The organism is Sporosarcina sp. QA0331, assembly GCF_055808055.1.
On sequence record NZ_CM147850.1, the window covers coordinates 1,264,660 to 1,283,693 of the forward strand.

General features: G+C 43.3%; 18 protein-coding genes and 1 pseudogene. 12 read left to right on the top strand and 7 right to left on the bottom strand.

The annotated features are described in order from the left end of the window. Positions 1 to 29: 29 nt before the first annotated feature. Together AC0L13_RS06105 and AC0L13_RS06110 are read right to left on the bottom strand one after the other, a co-directional pair. Positions 30 to 455, bottom strand: coding sequence for a protein-tyrosine phosphatase family protein (locus AC0L13_RS06105; RefSeq protein ID WP_473645003.1), 426 nt, complete (start codon positions 453 to 455; stop codon positions 30 to 32). Then, positions 436 to 1,197 (bottom strand): metallophosphoesterase family protein, encoded by a 762-nt coding sequence (locus tag AC0L13_RS06110; RefSeq protein ID WP_473645005.1) that lies wholly within the window; start codon positions 1,195 to 1,197, stop codon positions 436 to 438. The genes AC0L13_RS06105 and AC0L13_RS06110 overlap by 20 nt, the downstream gene beginning before the upstream one ends. Positions 1,198 to 1,289: 92 nt before the next feature. Between AC0L13_RS06110 and AC0L13_RS06115 the strand changes: the two genes are divergently transcribed. Together AC0L13_RS06115 and AC0L13_RS06120 are read left to right on the top strand one after the other, a co-directional pair. Further along, positions 1,290 to 1,964, top strand: coding sequence for an SOS response-associated peptidase (locus AC0L13_RS06115; RefSeq protein ID WP_473645007.1), 675 nt, complete (start codon positions 1,290 to 1,292; stop codon positions 1,962 to 1,964). Positions 1,965 to 2,031: 67 nt separating this feature from the next. Continuing rightward, on the top strand, positions 2,032 to 2,604 hold the full coding sequence (locus AC0L13_RS06120) for a hypothetical protein (RefSeq protein WP_473645009.1): 573 nt from the start codon (positions 2,032 to 2,034) through the stop codon (positions 2,602 to 2,604). 71 nt (positions 2,605 to 2,675) lie between these two features. On the opposite strand, the gene AC0L13_RS06125 is transcribed toward AC0L13_RS06120, so the two are convergent. Further along, positions 2,676 to 3,290 (bottom strand): DUF3298 and DUF4163 domain-containing protein, encoded by a 615-nt coding sequence (locus AC0L13_RS06125; RefSeq protein WP_473645011.1) that lies wholly within the window; start codon positions 3,288 to 3,290, stop codon positions 2,676 to 2,678. 168 nt (positions 3,291 to 3,458) lie between these two features. On the opposite strand from AC0L13_RS06125, the gene AC0L13_RS06130 reads away from it, so the two are divergent. From AC0L13_RS06130 to AC0L13_RS06150, 5 genes and pseudogenes are all read left to right on the top strand, one after another. Then, entirely contained in the window at positions 3,459 to 3,833 is a 375-nt protein-coding gene (locus AC0L13_RS06130; RefSeq protein ID WP_473645013.1) for a nucleotide excision repair endonuclease, read from the top strand. 194 nt (positions 3,834 to 4,027) lie between these two features. Then, a complete protein-coding gene (locus tag AC0L13_RS06135; protein ID WP_473645015.1) occupies positions 4,028 to 5,179 on the top strand; it encodes an exonuclease SbcCD subunit D in 1,152 nt (383 codons plus the stop codon). Beyond that, complete coding sequence (locus tag AC0L13_RS06140) at positions 5,176 to 8,253, top strand: AAA family ATPase (RefSeq protein ID WP_473645017.1); 3,078 nt, start codon at positions 5,176 to 5,178, stop codon at positions 8,251 to 8,253. The genes AC0L13_RS06135 and AC0L13_RS06140 overlap by 4 nt, the downstream gene beginning before the upstream one ends. A 195-nt stretch (positions 8,254 to 8,448) precedes the next feature. Next, a complete protein-coding gene (gene brnQ, locus AC0L13_RS06145; RefSeq protein ID WP_473645020.1) occupies positions 8,449 to 9,813 on the top strand; it encodes a branched-chain amino acid transport system II carrier protein in 1,365 nt (454 codons plus the stop codon). Positions 9,814 to 10,089: 276 nt separating this feature from the next. After that, positions 10,090 to 11,458 (top strand): annotated as a pseudogene (locus AC0L13_RS06150) (IS1182 family transposase). Positions 11,459 to 11,758: 300 nt separating this feature from the next. Here the strand turns inward: AC0L13_RS06150 and AC0L13_RS06155 are convergent. Further along, positions 11,759 to 12,421, bottom strand: a complete 663-nt coding sequence (locus AC0L13_RS06155; RefSeq protein WP_473645022.1) for a GntR family transcriptional regulator — start codon at positions 12,419 to 12,421, stop codon at positions 11,759 to 11,761. A 114-nt stretch (positions 12,422 to 12,535) separates the two neighbouring features. Then, positions 12,536 to 13,051 (bottom strand): GNAT family N-acetyltransferase, encoded by a 516-nt coding sequence (locus AC0L13_RS06160; protein WP_473645024.1) that lies wholly within the window; start codon positions 13,049 to 13,051, stop codon positions 12,536 to 12,538. Between the two features lie 126 nt (positions 13,052 to 13,177). On the opposite strand from AC0L13_RS06160, the gene AC0L13_RS06165 reads away from it, so the two are divergent. Both AC0L13_RS06165 and AC0L13_RS06170 read left to right on the top strand, forming a co-directional pair. Beyond that, on the top strand, positions 13,178 to 13,762 hold the full coding sequence (locus tag AC0L13_RS06165; protein ID WP_473645026.1) for a 3D domain-containing protein: 585 nt from the start codon (positions 13,178 to 13,180) through the stop codon (positions 13,760 to 13,762). Positions 13,763 to 13,876: 114 nt separating this feature from the next. Continuing rightward, positions 13,877 to 14,605: an SDR family NAD(P)-dependent oxidoreductase gene (locus tag AC0L13_RS06170; protein ID WP_473645028.1), complete on the top strand. Its 729-nt coding sequence runs from the start codon at positions 13,877 to 13,879 to the stop codon at positions 14,603 to 14,605. Positions 14,606 to 14,642: 37 nt separating this feature from the next. On the opposite strand, the gene mnmM is transcribed toward AC0L13_RS06170, so the two are convergent. Together mnmM and mnmL are read right to left on the bottom strand one after the other, a co-directional pair. After that, the gene (mnmM, locus tag AC0L13_RS06175; protein WP_473645032.1) at positions 14,643 to 15,242 is read right to left on the bottom strand and encodes a tRNA 5-(aminomethyl)-2-thiouridylate-methyltransferase MnmM; all 600 of its coding nucleotides are present in this window, start codon (positions 15,240 to 15,242) and stop codon (positions 14,643 to 14,645) included. Beyond that, a complete protein-coding gene (gene mnmL, locus AC0L13_RS06180; protein WP_473645034.1) occupies positions 15,239 to 16,198 on the bottom strand; it encodes a tRNA modification radical SAM protein MnmL/YtqA in 960 nt (319 codons plus the stop codon). The genes mnmM and mnmL overlap by 4 nt, the downstream gene beginning before the upstream one ends. 155 nt (positions 16,199 to 16,353) lie before the next feature. Between mnmL and AC0L13_RS06185 the strand changes: the two genes are divergently transcribed. From AC0L13_RS06185 to AC0L13_RS06195, 3 genes are all read left to right on the top strand, one after another. Beyond that, the gene (locus AC0L13_RS06185; RefSeq protein ID WP_473645036.1) at positions 16,354 to 17,535 is read left to right on the top strand and encodes an MDR family MFS transporter; all 1,182 of its coding nucleotides are present in this window, start codon (positions 16,354 to 16,356) and stop codon (positions 17,533 to 17,535) included. A 109-nt stretch (positions 17,536 to 17,644) separates the two neighbouring features. After that, on the top strand, positions 17,645 to 18,331 hold the full coding sequence (locus AC0L13_RS06190) for a CoA transferase subunit A (protein ID WP_473645038.1): 687 nt from the start codon (positions 17,645 to 17,647) through the stop codon (positions 18,329 to 18,331). Between the two features lie 9 nt (positions 18,332 to 18,340). Continuing rightward, positions 18,341 to 18,985 carry a 3-oxoacid CoA-transferase subunit B gene (locus AC0L13_RS06195; RefSeq protein ID WP_473645040.1) on the top strand — a complete coding sequence of 215 codons (645 nt, stop codon included), beginning with the start codon at positions 18,341 to 18,343 and terminating at the stop codon, positions 18,983 to 18,985. Positions 18,986 to 19,034 lie beyond the last annotated feature (49 nt).

Consider the following 19,034-nt stretch of genomic DNA (forward strand, 5'->3'; position numbering starts at 1 on the left):
GAGGTGGGGGAATCCCTGCCTCCGCTTTTTCATTTTCCGTATAGTCGATTCAGTGCTTCTTTAAAGGCCGGTTTGATGTTTGTTTCAGGACGGATCGCTTCTGTCATTAGCTCTGCTTCCTCAACATTCTCTGCTTTGCCTAATTCAAGCAGTGTGGCTGCCGCCAGTGTGCCTCCACGCCCTCTTCCAGTATTGCAATGGAAATATACATTTTTCCCTTCTTTGTAAGCTTCCATCACTTTGTTCACAGCTTCTCGGATGGAGTTGTCCTGTTCAGCAGCATCATCCAACAATGGTTGATGGATGCTTATGTCGCTCGGTAATGAACCTTTCACTTCTGCACGCAAATCATAGATAACGTCAATCTTTTCATTAGCCATCAATTCTTCGATCGCATCAACACCACCGAAGAAGATCCGATCGGTCACTAGTGCCTTATACGGTTTGTTTGTCATGTATCTCACCTTTTTTCAAATTCTTTTTTTCTTTTGCTGTAACGGAGTAAACAATTTTTTCGGGAAGCTGGAGGCAGTTCAACTGTCCGCCGTATACGGCAGCACCATCGATGCCGATTATTCGATTTTTACCAAAGAACACTGAATAACCTTGCTTGTCCTTATGTAAGTTCTTTGTCGGGGTATGGCCGAAGATAACCGTCTTCTCTCCATTATATCCGTTGTGGAAGACGTCTCGAATCCAAATGAGCTCATAAGGATCTGTTTCTTCGATTGGTTTTTCCGGATGGACGCCCGCATGGACGAAAATCGTATCATCCCATTCTAAATAATAATCGAGGGTTTGTATGAACTGAATATGTTCCTCCAATTCAACGGAATGGATTTCTGGTTTGACGAAAGGATCTTCTTCTCCGACTTTAAATTCTTCTTCGGAAAAGCCATAACTTTTCAATGTTGCATCTCCGCCATTCCGGTTAGTCCAGTTCTTCCAAGCCCGTTCCTCATCGGTTCTGAATGCCTTTACCAACATTTCATCGTGATTTCCTTTTAGAACAATTGCTCCTTCGCTTTTCAACTCCATCACCTTGTCAAGCACCTCTTTGGAATGGGGTCCTCTATCGATATAGTCACCTAGAAGTATGAGCTGATCCTGAGTGGAATCATACCCAGTTGTTTGCAACAGCTTTTCGAATAACCCCAACTCTCCGTGAATATCGCTGATGACAAGTGTTCTCTTCATTGAAATCACCCTTTCCTGACAATTTTCATGAAACTACCCAATAGCAATGGTATCATTAACTAAATTATCGTGAAAGTAGGAGGAGGGTTTCTATGTGTGGCCGCTTTACTTTATTTGCCCCGTATTATGAAATCATCGAGCGATTTGATATTGAATCGGCATTTGCCGAAAGCGATTATATACCGAGTTACAATATTGCTCCTTCCCAACAAGTAGTTGCAATTATTAATGATGGGCGGAAAAATCGTTTGGGTCATCTCCGTTGGGGATTGATCCCACCATGGGCAAAGGACGAAAAAATCGGCTATAAAATGATCAATGCGCGTGCTGAAACGGTGGCCGAAAAACCGACCTTTCGGAAAGCGTTCCAGAAACAGCGTTGCATACTTCCTGCAGACTCATTTTATGAATGGCAAAGGAAAGACGGGGAGAAGATCCCGATGCGCATCAGGCTTAAAAATGATGAACTGTTCGCCATTGCAGGATTGTGGGAATCATGGAAGACTCCTGATGGAAAGATCATTCATACTTGTACCGCTATTACGACTGAACCAAATGATTTGATGAAGCCGATTCATGATAGAATGCCGGTTATTTTGAAAAAAGAGGATGAGGCTGCATGGCTTGATCCTCGGAATGATAATATTGATTTCCTGGGGAATATGTTGCGGCCATTCGACGAGAGGCAAATGGATGCGTATAGTGTTTCATCTGCAGTAAATTCACCGAAGAATAACGAAGAAGCGCTTATTGTGCCTGTTTATTGATTGAAATTTGAAACGAATCTCTTTCTCCTTCGTCTACTAGTTAACAAGGGAGAGGGGTTGGAATAGCTTGAGATGTAAGCGTATTATTCCTATAAGCGTATTGTTATTAGTTTTATTATGGTGGAAACCATTAGACGCTTCCGCATGCTCGTGCGTCATGCCACCGCCACCGGAAGATGCACTAGATCAGGCAGATGCTGTATTCAGCGGTGAAGTGGTAGAGGTGATCGAGAATAAGGGGATTATGCGTGGGTATGGAAATGTCGTTCATTTCAAAGTTGATAAGGCGTGGAAGGGAACTGATGAATCTGAAATGGTCATCACTACCGGATATGGCGGTGGTGATTGCGGCATTTCTTTTGAAGAGGGACAGCAATATCTCGTATATGCATCAGCGAGCAATATGTATGAGGCGGGCACTTTATCTACCACGATTTGCCACAGGACAACTGAAATTTCCGGTGCAACTGAAGATTTGAACGCATTGGGTGATGGACAGGAAGTAAGCAGTACACATGGAGGTCAAGATGAAAAGGATTCCTCCTTCCCCTGGTGGGCGTTTGCTATATTTATTGTCGGATTAATCTTCATATTCATCGGTTTCCAATACAAAAAATTAAAGAAAAATGCGCGCAACTAAAGTCGTCATGAAGAGCGAGTAATAGCGCAGCGTTACGAGCACATACTGCACGCATTTTTTCATCTCTATTGTTACGTAAAAGACATCATCCGATCTAGAGGGCCTTGCGGTTGAATGATATCCGCGATATCAAGGATCGGAATCGGGAAGTAAGGGAACCCCCAGACGTATGGTGTGATTTCATACAATTGGAAATAGATGACGAGAGAGGTATCGGCAATATAGAAATCCTGATCTGATCGAATTTCAGAAAATGGAGGATCTAATAATTGTACGTCCCATTTCTTGATGTCCACACGGATAATGTCGGACAGCTTCTTCACATAATCGCTTCCTGGTTTGAATAAATCCTTCAGCTCATATTGCTTGCCAGTTTTCGTATCGAATGTCAATGACTTTATGATTGTCATACCGTGGGCACCGCCTGTGAATGAATATACGATTAAATTCAAACTGAAGATGCCTCGCTGATTGTTCTTAATTTCGAAGTTTGCCAGCAATTCAACGAGAGCGGGATTGTAAAATTGCTGTTCAATAAGGAGTTCATTAAGAGTATGAATGATCGCATTGTTTATTTTCCGTTGAATGATTGCATCGTTCATTTGTGTTACAAGTGGATAATATACATTAATTTTAGGCGATGTATTGGGAAGCTTTTTTATTAATATAGAAACCGGGAAATCCATCCAGGCAACCCCTTTTCTTTTCATAAGTCCTCTAGTATATGAGAAGAGGAATGGGAAATACCCCTTTTGAAGGGAAACTCCGATTAAGAGCGAACGGCATAACATTTCACAATCCGTTCCGAATTATGGTAGGATTTAGATTCACAAAAGAAGAGGACGTGAAAATGAATGATCTCAATTACAATTCCGAATCCGGATGTAACAATTCAGCAACGCAAGCAAGAAATGAGTGCAGATGAAGCGCCGATCAAACCAATCAATGGTTTTATCGATCTTCATGAAATTCCACGCGACAAAGGAGGACTCATTCTTTTTTACAATAAAAGTGATGAATTGTTGTTTGCAGGGAAAGCAAGAAAGCTTCGTCAACGTGTGAAAAAGCATCTTGAAGATACTACATCACCAATTAAAAATCATCGAAATGAAATCAATAAGATTTCCGTCATCATAGTTGATGATCCGATGGAACGGGAAATTTATGAAACTTATATCATCAATACATTACGTGCAAAATATAATGTAGATAAAGTGTTTTTTGAATAATTGACGACAGACCAGCTATAGCGCGATCCGACGGGGCACCCATTTAAAGGGTGTTCCGTTTTTTTATTGTCAGATGTAAATCTCGTTGAACTTACTGTAAAATGAATGGTAGATTGTATTATTCCTGATGAGTACGGAGAAAATTATGCGTCATTTAGAGAATGAAAATATAAATTAAGTAGGGGGTAATGGTAATGAAGTTTTTTCACACTGCCGATTGGCATCTTGGCAAATTAGTGCAAGGCGTATATATGACTGATGGGCAGCGGTATGTCCTTCGTCAATTCGTAGATGCCGTTCGCGAAGAAAAGCCCGATGCAGTCATCATTGCGGGTGATTTGTATGATCGGGCGGTACCACCACCGGAAGCGGTTGCCTTATTGGATGATATACTTTGGGAAATTGTTATGGAGCTGAAAACGCCTGTCATTGCGGTCGCAGGCAACCATGATAGCCCTGGTCGTCTGCAATTTGGAAGCAGACTGATGCAATCGAACGGCTTCCATATTGTCGGCCAAATGTCTGCGCAACTTGAACCAGTCGTTCTGACGGATCAATTTGGAGAAGTTCATTTCCACTTGGTGCCATTTTGTGACCCGTCGATTGTTAAGCAGTTATATGAAGACCATAATGTCCTAGACCATCATACTGCGATGGAAAAAGTGGTCAAAAATATTCAAGAATCGATGGATAACACTGCTCGTCATGTGTTCGTTGGACATGCCTTTGTCACGCCTTTAGGTGAGGAAGAAGAAAATACGAGCGATTCGGAGCGTCCGCTTGCAATTGGCGGAGCGGAATACGTGGCGGCCCACTTGTTTACACCGTTTCATTATACAGCGCTAGGTCATTTACATCAGGCGCATCATGTCCTCGATGAAAAAATTCGCTATGCAGGTTCTCCGATGAAATATTCCATTTCAGAAGAAAGGCATGCAAAAGGGTTTTTCATTGTGGAGATGGATGGAGAAGGAATTGTGAAGGTAGAAAAAAGAGGACTCACTCCTTTACATGACATGCGTAGAGTGGAGGGCACGATAGAGGAAATCCTCGCACATCCGACTAGTGCGGATTATGTATTTGTTACGCTGCAAGATGAAACTCCTGTTTTATTTCCGATGGAAAAAGTTAAGTCCGTCTATCCGAATGCGATGCATATTGAAAGGAAACTAGTAAGGACATCAGCCGCACTCGAGCATGAAGCGGCAGTTATGAAGGAACAGCCGGATGATCTGACGCTTTTCCGGTTCTTTTATGTCGAGATGAATGATATAGAACCTGACGCTGAAACGGAGAAGATCTTTGCTGAAGTGTTGCACGAAGTTAAAGGGGGCGTCGAAAAGTGAAGCCGATTCAACTGACGATGACCGCTTTCGGGCCGTATAAGGGAACAGAAACGATCGATTTCCGGAAACTTGAAGAACATAGATTATTCGTAGTTTCCGGTGCAACTGGCGCAGGGAAGACGACGATCTTCGACGGAATCTGCTTCGCATTGTATGGACAGGCAAGCGGGGAAGACAGAACAGAATATAGATCGATGAGAAGTGATTTTGCGGATGATGCAGTGCAGACAGCTGTTGAATTGATTTTTGAAATAAATGGCCGCACTTTTCGTATTATGAGGCAAATACCTTATACGAAAAGCGGAAATAAAACAGAGACAAATGCGAGATGTGAGTTTTTTGAGATGGTCGATGATGGAGAAGTTCCTTTTGTCGATCGTCAAATCGTTTCGGAAATCAATCGGAAAGTCGAGCAGCTTGTTGGTTTTACACAAGCCCAATTCAGTCAAATTGTTATGCTTCCACAAGGCGAGTTCCGTAAATTCCTAACTTCCGATACGGAAAATAAAGAAACGATCATGCGGAAGATTTTCAAAACAGAAGAGTATAGGGAAATCGTCAACCGTTTAAAGATGAGAAGAGATGAAGCGAATCATCAATTGATGGATGAGAAAAGGAAAGTGGATGGGTATATCCACCAAATTAAGAATCTCGTACCCCCTCGGGAGTCACTCATTTTTGATGTTTTATCTCAAGAATATACGAATATATCGCAAGTGATAACTGGTCTTGAACAGGAAATCGAGTATTACACTGAGAAATGCGCTAAAGATGAAGTGAATTATACAGCTGCCTATCAAAAGCATGCTGAAGTTTTGGAGACATACCATGCGGCCAAAAATTGCAATGAGCAATTTGAACAGTTGGAGCAACGTAAAGCCGTTCTTGACAAGTTAAAGGAAGAAATCCCATCTGTTGATCAAAAGCAAAAGCGGATAGAAAACGCCGAACGGGCATCTTTCATACATGAAATTGAAGGTCAGTTTCTCATATTAGATGAGGAAGCGAAATCGAAGAGAATCGAATTGCAAAATGCGATTACAGCTGTACAAGAGGCGACGAAATGGCTGGAAGAGAAAGAGCTGGCGTATAAGGTGGAAGAAGGAAAAGAGAAGGAAAGAGGGGCGGCGGCAGAAAGAATCATCCGCCTGCGAGATCACCTCCCTGCCGTCACTGACTTGGCAGAAAAGGAAGCAAATGTACGAAACTTAAAAGTGAAGATCGGAAAACTCGAAAGCGATTTTTCTACAACATCAGAAAAGGTTGAGGCAGCAAAAAAACAAGTAGCCGACCTGAATTTACAAATTGAGAAATTTGAACAGGCGATTATTCCTTATGACAAGCTATTTGAACAATTAAATACGACCAGATTGCATTACAAAGTCGTTCGGGATTATGAAAACTTGAAAAAAGATTATGCAGTTTGGATGCAAAAGAAAGAGGCAGCATTCACCAAATTCAAGCAGACGAAAAATGAGTTTGAGAATATGCAAAATGCGTGGTTGAATGATCAAGCTTCATTTTTGGCACAAACGTTAAAAGAAGGGGAACCTTGCCCGGTTTGCGGAAGCGCTCACCATCCTTCAAAAAATCATAAAAATGATACCGAGGCAGTCTCCCGTGAGAAACTCGATTTGAAGAGATCGAATTTAGCAAATGTTGAAAGTGAATTTAGGTCTGCTGAGGCGAAAGCGGAAAGTGTCCTCGCCCAGGTTGCCGCTAAAGAACAAGAAATGGGAGAACTTCACATTCAGGACAGTTTAGAAGCATTGTTTAACATAGGGCAGGAAACTGCTGAGAAAGTTGAACAATTAAAACGTATTCGTGAAGAGCTCGTTTCGTTAAAAGAGCGGCAAAAAGTAAAAGATCGGGAACTGACCGATTGGATTACAAGGAAGTCGGAACATGAGCAAGCATTGTTTGAACAAAAAACGCTTTTTGCACAACAGTCTGCTTTGTTGGAGAGAGAGCACTCTTCTATTCCGGAAGAGCTGCGGGATTTAGTGCGGCTTCAAGCAGAGATCAAAGAAACGGAGTTACGGAAACGTCAACTGGATGAAGCTTGGCAATCGGTGCGAAAAAATCTGGAAGAGGCGAGAGAAAGACTAGCGACAAGCGTAAATTCCGAACATCATTTGAAGAAATCATTTGATGAAAGCATCGAAAAAAGAGAGAAAGCGGAACTCCGTTTCAAAAACGCTTTACAAGCTTCCGAATTTAAGACAGAGGCAGAATATCGGCAAGCAAAAATGTCAGATGAAGAAAAGCTTCATTTGAAGGAATATATTACGGATTTCAAACAGCGTCTTCATACTACGAAAGAAGCGATCAAAGATCTTGAAACGAGCCTAATGGGCAAAGAGAAAACCGAATTGGAAGGGCTTATAAGTACAATTCAATCATTGAAGTCCACTTATGAAAAAGCGTTCGCGGATTGGAATCATTCAAGCGAATATGAAAAAGCATTGCTCCGTTTAAAAGTCGATATAGAAAAGACATCACAGGGCGTGGACGATTTGGAGCGGAAAGTCGGAAAGATAACGGACTTATACGATGTTATACGCGGACAAAACGATTATAAGCTATCATTTGAACGTTTTATTCAAATCGATTATTTAGAGAGGATCATCCAATCTGCTAATGAAAGGCTGAGAAATCTATCGAACGGACAGTATGAATTGATCCGCAGCGACCGTCAGGAAGTGCGCGGAAAACAAAGCGGCCTAGGCTTGGACGTGTATGATGCATATACAGGGCAAAACAGGGATGTGAAGACGTTATCGGGCGGAGAGAAATTCAATGCATCCCTTAGCTTGGCATTGGGCATGGCGGATGTCATCCAAAGTTATCAAGGTGCAGTGTCCATCGAAACGATGTTCATCGATGAAGGATTCGGCACATTGGATGAGGAAGCTTTACAAAAAGCGGTTGATACACTCGTTGATTTGCAAAAGTCTGGCAGAATGATCGGCGTCATATCTCATGTGGAAGAGTTGAAAGCTGCATTCCCGGCAATACTAGAAGTTCAGAAATCAAGGGAAGGACATAGCGTCACTCGATTTGTTTTAAAATGATATTGGGAGCAGGCTGGAATTATACAACCGCCTGCTCCTTTTATATTTATCTTTAACAGAAATGAATGACAAAATGTTATATTCAAAGAATATTTTACTATTGCATTTTACAGTAAGAGAGCTTATTATTAGACAACAGCGATATATTGCATACGTTATAAAACAAAATCTACAACATGAAGGGACTCAAATACCATGCAGAATAAACTGTCTTTCTCCTCATATCTATTTATCGGCATCATGCTGTTCGCCTTATTCTTCGGTGCTGGAAACCTTATTTTTCCTGCTCAATTGGGACAAAATGCAGGAACGAATCTTTGGCCAGCAGTCATCGGCTTTCTTATTACTGGAGTAGGATTACCTTTCCTCGGCATACTTGCAATGGGCTTTTCAGGCAGCCGGAACTTGCAAGATTTGGCAAGTCGAGTTCACCCAGTCTACGCGGTACTTTTTACATCATTATTATATTTGACGATTGGACCGTTCTTTGCAGCTCCACGGACCGGGGCAGTCGCCTATGATATCGGCATCTCTACATTCATTCCTGAAGATTTCGCTCGTATCGGTTTGTTTGTCTTTACACTTATCTTTTTTGGATTAACATTATGGTTATCGCTTAATCCGGCAAAGATCGTTGATCGTGTCGGGAAGATTATGTCGCCGGCCATCATTGTATTATTGCTTGTATTGCTAGCCATGGCATTCATTAATCCAATAGGTACGATTCAAGATCCTGTGGATGCTTATACAGGCGGGGCGTTCATGAAAGGCTTCATGGAAGGGTATAATACAATGGATGCATTAGCATCGCTCGTATTCGGTATTATCGTCATTAATGTCATCCGTTCCTTAGGCGTTACGAATAAGGTGCAAATTTTTTCAACTACAGCTAAAACAGGTGTAGTTGCAGCGGGATTTCTTGCGCTTCTATATGTTGGAATTGCGTATCTTGGAGCAACAACTACAGAAAAATTTGGTATATTTGAAACAGGTGGACCTGTACTAAGCGGCGCATCCGCTCATTATTTCGGCACTTTCGGATCGGTCATGCTTGCAGTAATCATTATATTGGCTTGCTTGACGACGAGCATCGGATTAGTAACTGCTTGTGGAGAATACTTCCACACGATTATACCAAAGGTGAGCTATAAGGCGTTTGTCACCATTTTTACAACATTTTGCTTCATTGTATCAAACTTCGGATTATCAAATATTATTACGTATTCGATTCCGGTATTGATGTTTTTATATCCGTTAGCGGTCGTTCTAATGTTGTTGACGTTCACTTCGCCATTGTTTAATCATGCAAGATTTGTCTATGTGAGTGCGACTGCTGTAGCGTTTTTAATTAGCACAATTGACGGCATCAAAACACTTTACGGCACGCTTGGATTTGCTGAAGAGCAGTGGCCGAATTGGCTTTCTTCCATCGTTGCGTTTTACAATCAAGTTTTACCATATTACAGCGAAGGCCTTGGCTGGCTTCTCCCGGTAGTAATTGTAATGCTGCTTACTGGCATTATCGCTAAGTTGTTTCAGCCAACCCCGTCTGTTAGATAATAAGTAAGAAAAAAGTACTCCGTATTGGAGTACTTCAGACTGTAGACAAACACCATGAATTTTGGTGTTTGCCTATGGTCTTTTTCTTTTAAAATAGTAGAGATAAAGCTAACAGTGTTGATTTCCACTGCGAGTGGACGCTTTCCGCGGGCACGGCTTCAGCCGCTTCCCTCGCTGCGCTCCGTCCAGGGTCTTCAGCTCGCGCTGTTCCCGCAGGAGTCGCCGCTCTCCGCTCCAATCAACGGAGTTCGCTACTAACCGAATGAGGTGATGGATATGATGACGATGAATCAAATTAATGAACGTGAACAGTTAGAAATGCTAACCATAGAGCAGTTGGTTCCTCAAGACCATCTGGTGCGCAAACTGGATGCGGCCCTTGATTTTTCCTTCATCTATCCATTAGTTGAAGATCTGTATTCAACCATTGGGCGGCCTAGCATAGATCCTGTCGTACTCATCAAGATGACATTCATTCAGTATACCTTCGGCATCCGCTCTATGTGCCAGACAATCAAGGAAATTGAAGCGAACGTGGCATATCGCTGGTTCCTTGGCTTCGGCTTTCATACAGAGGTTCCACACTTCTCCACGTTCGGGAAGAACTATGTCCGTCGATTTGCTGATACGGATCTGTTCGAGCAGATTTTCTATAAAGTTCTAAACGAGGTGGCAAACCGTGGACTTCTCAGCCCGGAAAATGTCTTTATTGATTCAACCATGTGAAAGCGAGTGCCAATAAGAGAAAGTTTGAGAAGAAGGTTGTGCTCAAAGAGACGCGGGCTTATGAGAAGAGGCTCCAGGAGGAGCTCAACCTGGATCGGGAAAAGAATGGGAAGAAGCCTTTTTCACCGGAAAAGTTTGAAAAGGAAGAGTACAAGGAAATCAAGGAGTCGACAACAGACAGGGAAAGTGGTTATTACGTTAAAGATGAACGGACAAAGCAGTTTGCTTATTTTTTCACGCTGCCACGGACGAAAAGGGGTTTGTACTCGCAAACATCGTCACGCCAGGGAATGTCCACGACAGCAACATGCTTGTACCATTAGTCCGGAAGATCATCGACCAAGTAGGACGTCCAGTCGTCGTTGCCGCTTACAAAACACTAGCCATTACCAACTTCCTTTTAGAGAATCAGGTTCTTCCTGCACTTCCGTACAAACGACCAATGACAAAAGAAGGCTTTTTCAGAAAACACGAGTATGTCTATGACGAGCATTACGACTGCTATCTCTGTCCCGAAGGACAGGTGCTAACCTACCGAACAACAACGAAGGAAGGATACCGCCAGTATGCATCGACGCCTTCTATTTGTGCCGCGTGTCCAGTGATTGGCCAATGCACGCAAAGTAAGAATCAACAAAAGATGATTCAGAGGCATGTCTGGCAGGACTATTTGGATGTAGCTGAGGACTTGTGACATAATCATGAAATCAAGGAACTATACGGAAAGCGCAAAGAGACGATTGAGCGCGTCTTTGCTGATGCAAAAGAAAAGCATGGCATGCGATGGACAACCCTACGGGGACTTGAGAAAATGTCCATGCAGGCGATGCTGACTTTTGCTGCTATAAATTTGAAGAAGCTGGCAAGTTGGACGTGGAGAGCGCCGGCTGTGAAGGTTGAAATGATGACCTTGTCTTAAGGGATTTCCAGTTGATTGGAGTGTAGGGCGGCGACTCCTGGGGGATCAGCGCAGCGTGAAGACCCCGCAGGAAAAGCCGTAACGAAGAACGGCTTTTGCGACCAAAAGCGAAGCGTTGGGAGCAGCACCTCCGAGGAGGCTGAGGGCAAGCCCCCGGAAAGCGTCCGCCCGAAACGGAAATCAACGTTATTTCAGTCTACTAACAGTTAAAATTCACATGTTTAAGCAAAAGGGTTGGAAATCTACGATTTCCAACCCTTTTGTCTACAGTCTGAAGTACTCAGTATTGGAGTACTTTTTTTAATCTTTTTTCATGGAATTGAATTCGTCGATGGCACGGAGCCAGTTTTCACGCATGACGGCAGCCGCTTTTTCTGCATTTCCTTCTTTTAGGAAGCGGATAATGTCATTGTGCTCTTCAATCGACTCTTCTGTCAAAATGATGGAGTTATGGAAGAATAGCCGGCGCACATGAGTTTGTAAAGAAGCTACGATGGAATGTATAAAGCGGTTTGACGCTTGGTCGACGATGATCTGATGAAAGTCTTCATCGATTTTCAATGCGGTAAAGAAATCCCCTTCGTGGACTGCTTGGGCGAAACGATTATTTGTTTCTTCCAGTTCCTTTACGGCGCTTTCATCCAAATGTGGAATTGCAAGTTCCGCAGATAATGCTTGCAAAGCGGCTAGCGGTGGTAACAGATCATTAATGGACTCTTTATCCACCTCAGTCACTTGCGTCGCTTTTCCGGGATACATTTTCACAAATCCTTGTACCTCGAGCAATTGAAGTGACTCACGGATGGGCGTCCGGCTTACACCGAGCGCTTCTGCCAATTCAATATCGTTCAACTTTTCACCTGGCTGCAATGTTCCATCGATGATCCATTGCTGTAATTGGGTAAACGCACTTTCTTTTGCTGTTTTTCGTGTGGGCTTTTGATGCTCCGAAGGTATTGGCATTACTAGTCACCATCCTACATGCAATTTGACTATCATGTCTTACTTTGTTTCTAGTACTATTAGTATACATGATACGAATGAAGGAAGAAAGGGATGATATGCAATATATCGGATTTAGATTTCACGTGAATAGACGAGGGAAATATCTTCATCCTCTTCTGTCGCTCCGTAAGAAACCTCTTCTTTTTCAAATGAAAAGCCTTTCGCTTCATAAAAAGGGATTCCATACATATTACCTTTGGCAACCGAAACCCATTGCCGAGTCGCTCCATATGTATGCTTTTGAATCTTTGTATAAAAATCAAGCAGTCTTGATCCTATTCCAGTTCCCCTGATTTCAGGAGCTACATAAAAGACGTAAATCTCCCCATCGGTTTCATCTCTCATCCCGCCGCCGATCACTCCAAGGATGTTTCCCTGCCTTTCAGCAACAATATAGCCGTGCCAGTATTTGTCGATTAAAGCGACTTCCTGTTTGATGCGTTCGACATTGTAATATTTCTCGATTAATCGCTCAATATAAGCCTCTGAAAACAGTTCTCCGTAAGTGAACCACTGGCATCTAGAAAGCAAGTCAGCTAAGGTTTTTGCCTCGTCTCTCCTTGCTGTTCTCACTAAAATTTCTGACATGTTCCTTGCGCCTCCAATTGTAATAATCACTTTTCTTTTGTAATGATAATGGCTGCAAACTGTAACACGTATGTAATATTCCACTGCTAATCTATGGATAGACTAAAAAGGCGGGGAGTAGAAAACTTGAAAAAACATATTGTGACTATCATTTTTACAGTAGTGTTATTGATCGGTAGTACGACCGAAAGTTTTGCAGCCTCTTCAACGTATAAGGTCAAAAATGGTGACACGCTATATAGCATAGCGGAAATGCATAAGATCACCGTTAACGAATTGAAAGCTTGGAATGGCATGAAGTCGAACACCATACATCCGAATCAAAAATTGAAGGTCGTGAAGACCGATACAAACGTTGAGAAGCAATCGAAAACTAAAAAGGTAGCGAAAACACCATCGCGATCTGAGGACGACAATGTAGTGAAAGAAATAACAGTTTCTGCCAGTGCTTATACAGCGAATTGCAATGGCTGTTCCGGTATCACTTCAACTGGCATCAACTTAAAGCGCAATCCTGACGTTAAAGTGATTGCTGTTGATCCTTCCATTATACCATTAGGCACGAAAGTGTACGTGGAAGGGTACGGGTACGCTATCGCGGGAGATACTGGAGGCTCGATTAAAGGAAATAAAATCGATGTTTTCTTCCCGAGCAAAAGTGAAGCGTACAAATGGGGCAGAAAACAAGTGAAGATAAAAATATTGAAATGACGATAATAAGCCGATCCCTTCATTGCCGAGGGGGTTGGCTATTTTTATTTCTCCAAGCATTCCTCCACCATGGTAAACTAGTGTAAAACATGCGATTGTGAAAGGGGAAGTCAGATGAATTTTTTTATAGTTACCGGTGCATCTAAAGGAATCGGCTTTGAATTAATGAGACAGTTAAAATCAAGAGGAGACAAGGTAATCGGCATTGCGAGGACGAATGAAAACGAAGCCGCTCACATGGTGACTGCAGATCTTTCGCAGACCAATCAATTGGATGACATCATTGCGAATATAGTGGAAGAGAATCTTTCATCCTCCACGTCGTTCACATTGATCAACAACGCGGGAACAGTGGAGCCGATCGGTTTAGTCGGAACGATTGACGAAACGAAAATGGCGCAAGCGCTTGCTGTTAATCTGACCGCGCCTATGATTTTATCGAATGCCTTCATCTCTGTTCTTGAAAAGTTTGAGGGACGCAAAAGGATCGTAAATATATCTTCAGGGGCAGGACGGAATCCATACGAAGGATGGGGCGTTTATTGTACAACGAAAGCGGGGCTCGATCATTTTTCGCGAGTCATATCTTTAGAACAGGAGAAAGCGGAGTTCCCTGTGGAGATCATTTCGATTGCCCCTGGAATTATCGACACCGGCATGCAGGAAACAATCCGGGCAAGCAATGCGGATGATTTTCCGTTGCACGACCGTTTCGTTGACTACAAGCAGCAAGGGCATTTAAGCAGTGCGGAAGAGACGGCGCGCAAACTGATAGCCGTTTTGGATCGCGAGGACCTCGGCAAGCTGGGACCGATCGCGGATATACGGCAAATCGGGAAATGAAAAAACGCTTGGATCCTAAAAAGATCCAAGCGATTTATTATTCGGCTACTCGAACGACTGCATCAAAATCTCTCACTTTTTCGATTGCGATCAAAAATGGGGGATTTTTTCGTTGGTTGAGCAATTCATAGCGGGCAACGTGAACATCGGCCTGGTGGAGAGATTTCACATATGCGAGCAATGCATCCCGCTCTTCCTTTCCGCCTTCATGTCCATCATAGACGGATATCGTAATGATTCCGCCTTTTTTCAACATGCCAAGCAGCTTATCGAGCGCTTCAATTGTAGAGTCGGGTTTTGTAATGATGGACAAATCTTCACTATATGGAAGATAGCCTAAATTGAACATTGCACCACCAATCGGCTTCGTTACGTATTGATCCACTTTGGCATGGCTGTCCAAAATCAATGTGACGCGGTCGTTCAGCGTATCCAATCTGTTGGCGGTCGCTTCGAGCGCTGCTTGTTGGATATCAAAAGCGTACACTCGTCCTTCTTCACCGACGAGCTCCGCCAAGAATAATGTGTCGTTTCCATTTCCAGCAGTCGCGTCAACTACCGATTCACCTGGCAACACAGTTTCGCTGATCAATCGCTTTGAAAATGGTAAAACCCGATGCAATAAAATTTGACTCATATATGTTCAACCGCCTTTCCGAAAAACTTTCCTTGGTAGCTGTCGCGGCGTTTTAATTCTTTGTCGATGCCGTTCAGCACATCCCACTTCGACGCACTCCACATGGGACCAATCATTAAATCGAGCGGTCCGTCTCCGGTAATCCGATGGACAATCATTTCAGGGGGAAGAATTTCAAGCTGATCGACGACAAGGGTAATATATTCATCCATAGTCAGGAACTCAAGCATTCCTTTTTCGTATTGTTTCACCATCGGTGTTCCTTTCAGTAAATGCAATAAATGAATCTTAATGCCTTGTACATCCAGCTTTGCCACTTCTCTTGCCGTTTCCATCATCATCTCTCTGTCTTCTAGCGGTAGACCGTTGATGATGTGCGTACATACGCGGATGCCGTGCCGCCGCAATTTTTCCACGCCTTCCACGTACGTTGCGTAATCATGCGCTCTGTTCACGAGCTTCGCCGTTTTTTCATGAACGGTTTGTAAGCCTAATTCGACCCATAAATACGTTCTTTCATTCAATTCGGCTAAATACTCGACGACATCATCGGGAAGGCAGTCGGGGCGTGTGCCGATTGATAGTCCGACAACACCGGGTTGAGCAAGTGCTGCTTCGAACTTCTCTTTCAAAACAGGAAGCGGGGCGTGTGTATTCGTGTACGCCTGAAAATAGGCGATATATTTGCCTTCCTTCCATTTTTGGTGCATTTTATCACGGATTTCCGCGAACTGGTCATCTATCGATTTTGCCCGGTCTCCTGCAAAATCTCCAGAGCCTGCAACACTACAAAACGTGCAGCCGCCAAATGCGACCGTACCATCGCGATTTGGACAGTCAAAGCCTGCATCCAGCGCGACTTTAAATACTTTGAATCCGAATTCATCCTTTAAATGTCTTGACCATGTATGATACCGTTTCCCTTCTGTCGGGAACGGGTAACTGAAGTCTGCCATCTGTTTCAACTCCTCTAATCGTACATTGTATCATGTCGGATTCAATCAGTGTCATCTGAATTGCGGAACATATTCCGTTTTTGTTGTCCGAAACCAGAAAAAGGAATACACTCGAAATAGCTTTTGGCAGGAGATAAAGATCGGAGGCGAAATAAATGCCTAATAAAGTTTGGCTTCTCATTATAGGGATGTTTGTCAATGTCATAGGGAACTCGTTCCTATGGCCTTTGAATACAATTTATATGCATGATTACCTCGGCAAATCGTTGGCGGTAGCGGGGCTTGTCTTAATGGCGAACGCTGGAGCGGGTGTCGTCGGGAATTTGCTTGGTGGATTTTTATTCGATAAGATCGGTGGATTCAAATCAATCATGGCGGGCATTGTCATTTCGATTTTGGCACTTGCTTACCTTGTGTACGACCATAGTTGGTATCCGTATATCATTTTGCTAACCATTTTAGGATTCAGCGGAGGCGTCATTTTTCCGAGTATGTATGCGATGGTGGGGACTGTATGGCCTGAAGGCGGCAGGAAGGCGTTCAACTCGATTTATTTGGCGCAGAATGTCGGCGTCGCTATCGGTCCAGCGCTCGCTGGTCTAGTAGCTTCTGTCCATATCGATTATATTTTTTTGGCGAACTTAATCTTTTACGCTATTTTTCTTTTTATCGCTTATTTTGGGTACAAAAAGCTTGAAATCGCACCCGATCGCCATACGGACGTCATTCGGGAAACAGCGCGAATTAAGAATAAAGCACCTTTTTATGCATTGCTCATTTTAGTGAGCGGCTATTTGATCACGTGGCTCGTCTATTCACAATGGTCGACGACAATTTCCACGCATGCATTATCAATTGGCGTAACGTTGAGAGAGTACAGCTTTATTTGGACGATTAATGGACTGCTGATCGTTGTCGGACAGCCGCTTATCAAACCGCTCATTAAACGGCTTGAAAATCAGCTGAAAGCACAAATGGTCATCGGAACAGTTATTTTCATCGTCTCGTTCATCGTTGTCAGTTTTGCTGGCTCATTCCAAATGTTCATCGCTTCGATGGTCATCCTCACATTTGGTGAAATGATCGTCTGGCCAGCCATCCCGACGTTGGCGAGCCAACTTGCACCGAAAGGGAGAGATGGGTTCTACCAAGGAATTGTCAACTCCGCTGCAACGATCGGACGCATGATCGGACCATTGGCAGGGGGCATCCTCGTCGAAATCCACGGTATGAAAATGATGCTTTTGCTATTAACAAGCCTCATGGCCATTACAATCGTAACGACTCTACTATACGATCGACCGTTGAAATCGGTAGAAAAACCGGAAATCCAATAATGGGTTTCCGGTTTTTTAAGTTTCGGAGATTGCGTCCTATACAATAGTTTGATTAAATGAATATAGGATATTTGCAATTTTTCTGAAGTATGTAAAGGGGGAATGCTGGATGAAACCAATTTATTCAACAGCTATGGAAGCGATTTCACAAATTCAAGACGGATCCACATTAATGGTGGGGGGCTTCGGACTTGTCGGGATACCTGAACAACTCATTTTAGCACTCGTTGAAAAAGGCGTTAAAGATTTGACGATCATTTCGAATAACTGCGGCGTGGACGAATGGGGACTCGGCCTTTTATTGAAAGAAAAGCAGATTAAAAAGATGATCGGCTCCTATGTAGGAGAAAACAAGGAATTTGAACGGCAAGTATTATCTGGAGAAATTGAAGTCGAATTGACTCCGCAAGGGACTCTCGCTGAAAAGATACGTGCAGGCGGTGCTGGAATTCCCGCATTTTATACACCTGCAGGAGTTGGAACGACTGTAGCGGACGGCAAAGAGACAAGAGTGTTTAATGGCAAAGAATATGTCCTAGAGGAAGCGCTTGTTGCCGATTTTGCATTGATTCGCGCAGCGAAGGCGGATAAGATCGGAAATTTGATCTATAACAAGACTGCTCAGAATTTCAATCCGATGATGGCAGCGGCGGGCAAGATTACAATTGCGGAAGTGGAAGAGATTGTAGAAACGGGACAGCTCGATCCTGCAACGATCCACACACCGAGCATCTATGTGCAAGGTCTATTCCAAGCAAAACAGGAAAAACGGATAGAACGATTAACGACTCGATAAGGGAAGGGGATGTTCACGATGAATTTCAGAGAGAGAATTGCAAGACGCGCAGAAAAGGAAATAAACGATGGTGATTATGTAAACCTTGGAATAGGCATGCCAACTTTGGTTGCCAACTATATTTCTGATGATAAAACGGTTGTGCTTCAGTCGGAAAACGGACTTCTTGGAATCGGGCCATACCCAACGGAAGATGAGGTCGATCCGGACTTGATCAATGCGGGCAAGGAAACGGTGACGACAATCCCTGGATCTGCATTTTTCAACAGTGCAGAATCGTTCGCGATGATCCGTGGAGGGCATGTAGACGTGGCGATTCTCGGTGGAATGGAAGTGTCTGAAAAAGGAGATCTTGCGAACTGGATGATTCCTGGGAAAATGATCAAAGGGATGGGCGGTGCGATGGATCTCGTGCATGGCGCGAAGAAAATCATTGTCATTATGGACCATGTCGCAAAAGACGGCTCAGCAAAGATCAAAAAGGAATGCTCTTTGCCACTGACTGGAAAAGGTGTCGTCCATAAAATCATTACTGAACGCGCCTTGATCGACGTAACGCCTGACGGACTGGAGTTAAAAGAAGTGTTCGAAGGATTCACCGTCGAAGACGTCATCAATTCGACAGAAGCGGAATTGAAAGTCAATATTGGTTGAGCACGAAATGCCAAGTCCTCGATAATGGACTTGGTATTTTTTTATCTAT

Coding starts and splice junctions, on each gene's coding strand:
- AC0L13_RS06125 (WP_473645011.1), bottom strand. CDS start 3,290: ATGGATTTCCCGGTTTCTATATTAATAAAAAAGCTTCCCAATACATCG.
- mnmL (WP_473645034.1), bottom strand. CDS start 16,198: ATGGCAGACTTCAGTTACCCGTTCCCGACAGAAGGGAAACGGTATCAT.
- AC0L13_RS06185 (WP_473645036.1), top strand. CDS start 16,354: ATGCCTAATAAAGTTTGGCTTCTCATTATAGGGATGTTTGTCAATGTC.
- AC0L13_RS06190 (WP_473645038.1), top strand. CDS start 17,645: ATGAAACCAATTTATTCAACAGCTATGGAAGCGATTTCACAAATTCAA.
- AC0L13_RS06115 (WP_473645007.1), top strand. CDS start 1,290: ATGTGTGGCCGCTTTACTTTATTTGCCCCGTATTATGAAATCATCGAG.
- AC0L13_RS06130 (WP_473645013.1), top strand. CDS start 3,459: ATGATCTCAATTACAATTCCGAATCCGGATGTAACAATTCAGCAACGC.
- AC0L13_RS06195 (WP_473645040.1), top strand. CDS start 18,341: ATGTTCACGATGAATTTCAGAGAGAGAATTGCAAGACGCGCAGAAAAG.
- AC0L13_RS06170 (WP_473645028.1), top strand. CDS start 13,877: ATGAATTTTTTTATAGTTACCGGTGCATCTAAAGGAATCGGCTTTGAA.
- mnmM (WP_473645032.1), bottom strand. CDS start 15,242: ATGAGTCAAATTTTATTGCATCGGGTTTTACCATTTTCAAAGCGATTG.
- AC0L13_RS06155 (WP_473645022.1), bottom strand. CDS start 12,421: ATGCCAATACCTTCGGAGCATCAAAAGCCCACACGAAAAACAGCAAAA.
- AC0L13_RS06135 (WP_473645015.1), top strand. CDS start 4,028: ATGAAGTTTTTTCACACTGCCGATTGGCATCTTGGCAAATTAGTGCAA.
- AC0L13_RS06105 (WP_473645003.1), bottom strand. CDS start 455: ATGACAAACAAACCGTATAAGGCACTAGTGACCGATCGGATCTTCTTC.
- brnQ (WP_473645020.1), top strand. CDS start 8,449: ATGCAGAATAAACTGTCTTTCTCCTCATATCTATTTATCGGCATCATG.
- AC0L13_RS06160 (WP_473645024.1), bottom strand. CDS start 13,051: ATGTCAGAAATTTTAGTGAGAACAGCAAGGAGAGACGAGGCAAAAACC.
- AC0L13_RS06110 (WP_473645005.1), bottom strand. CDS start 1,197: ATGAAGAGAACACTTGTCATCAGCGATATTCACGGAGAGTTGGGGTTA.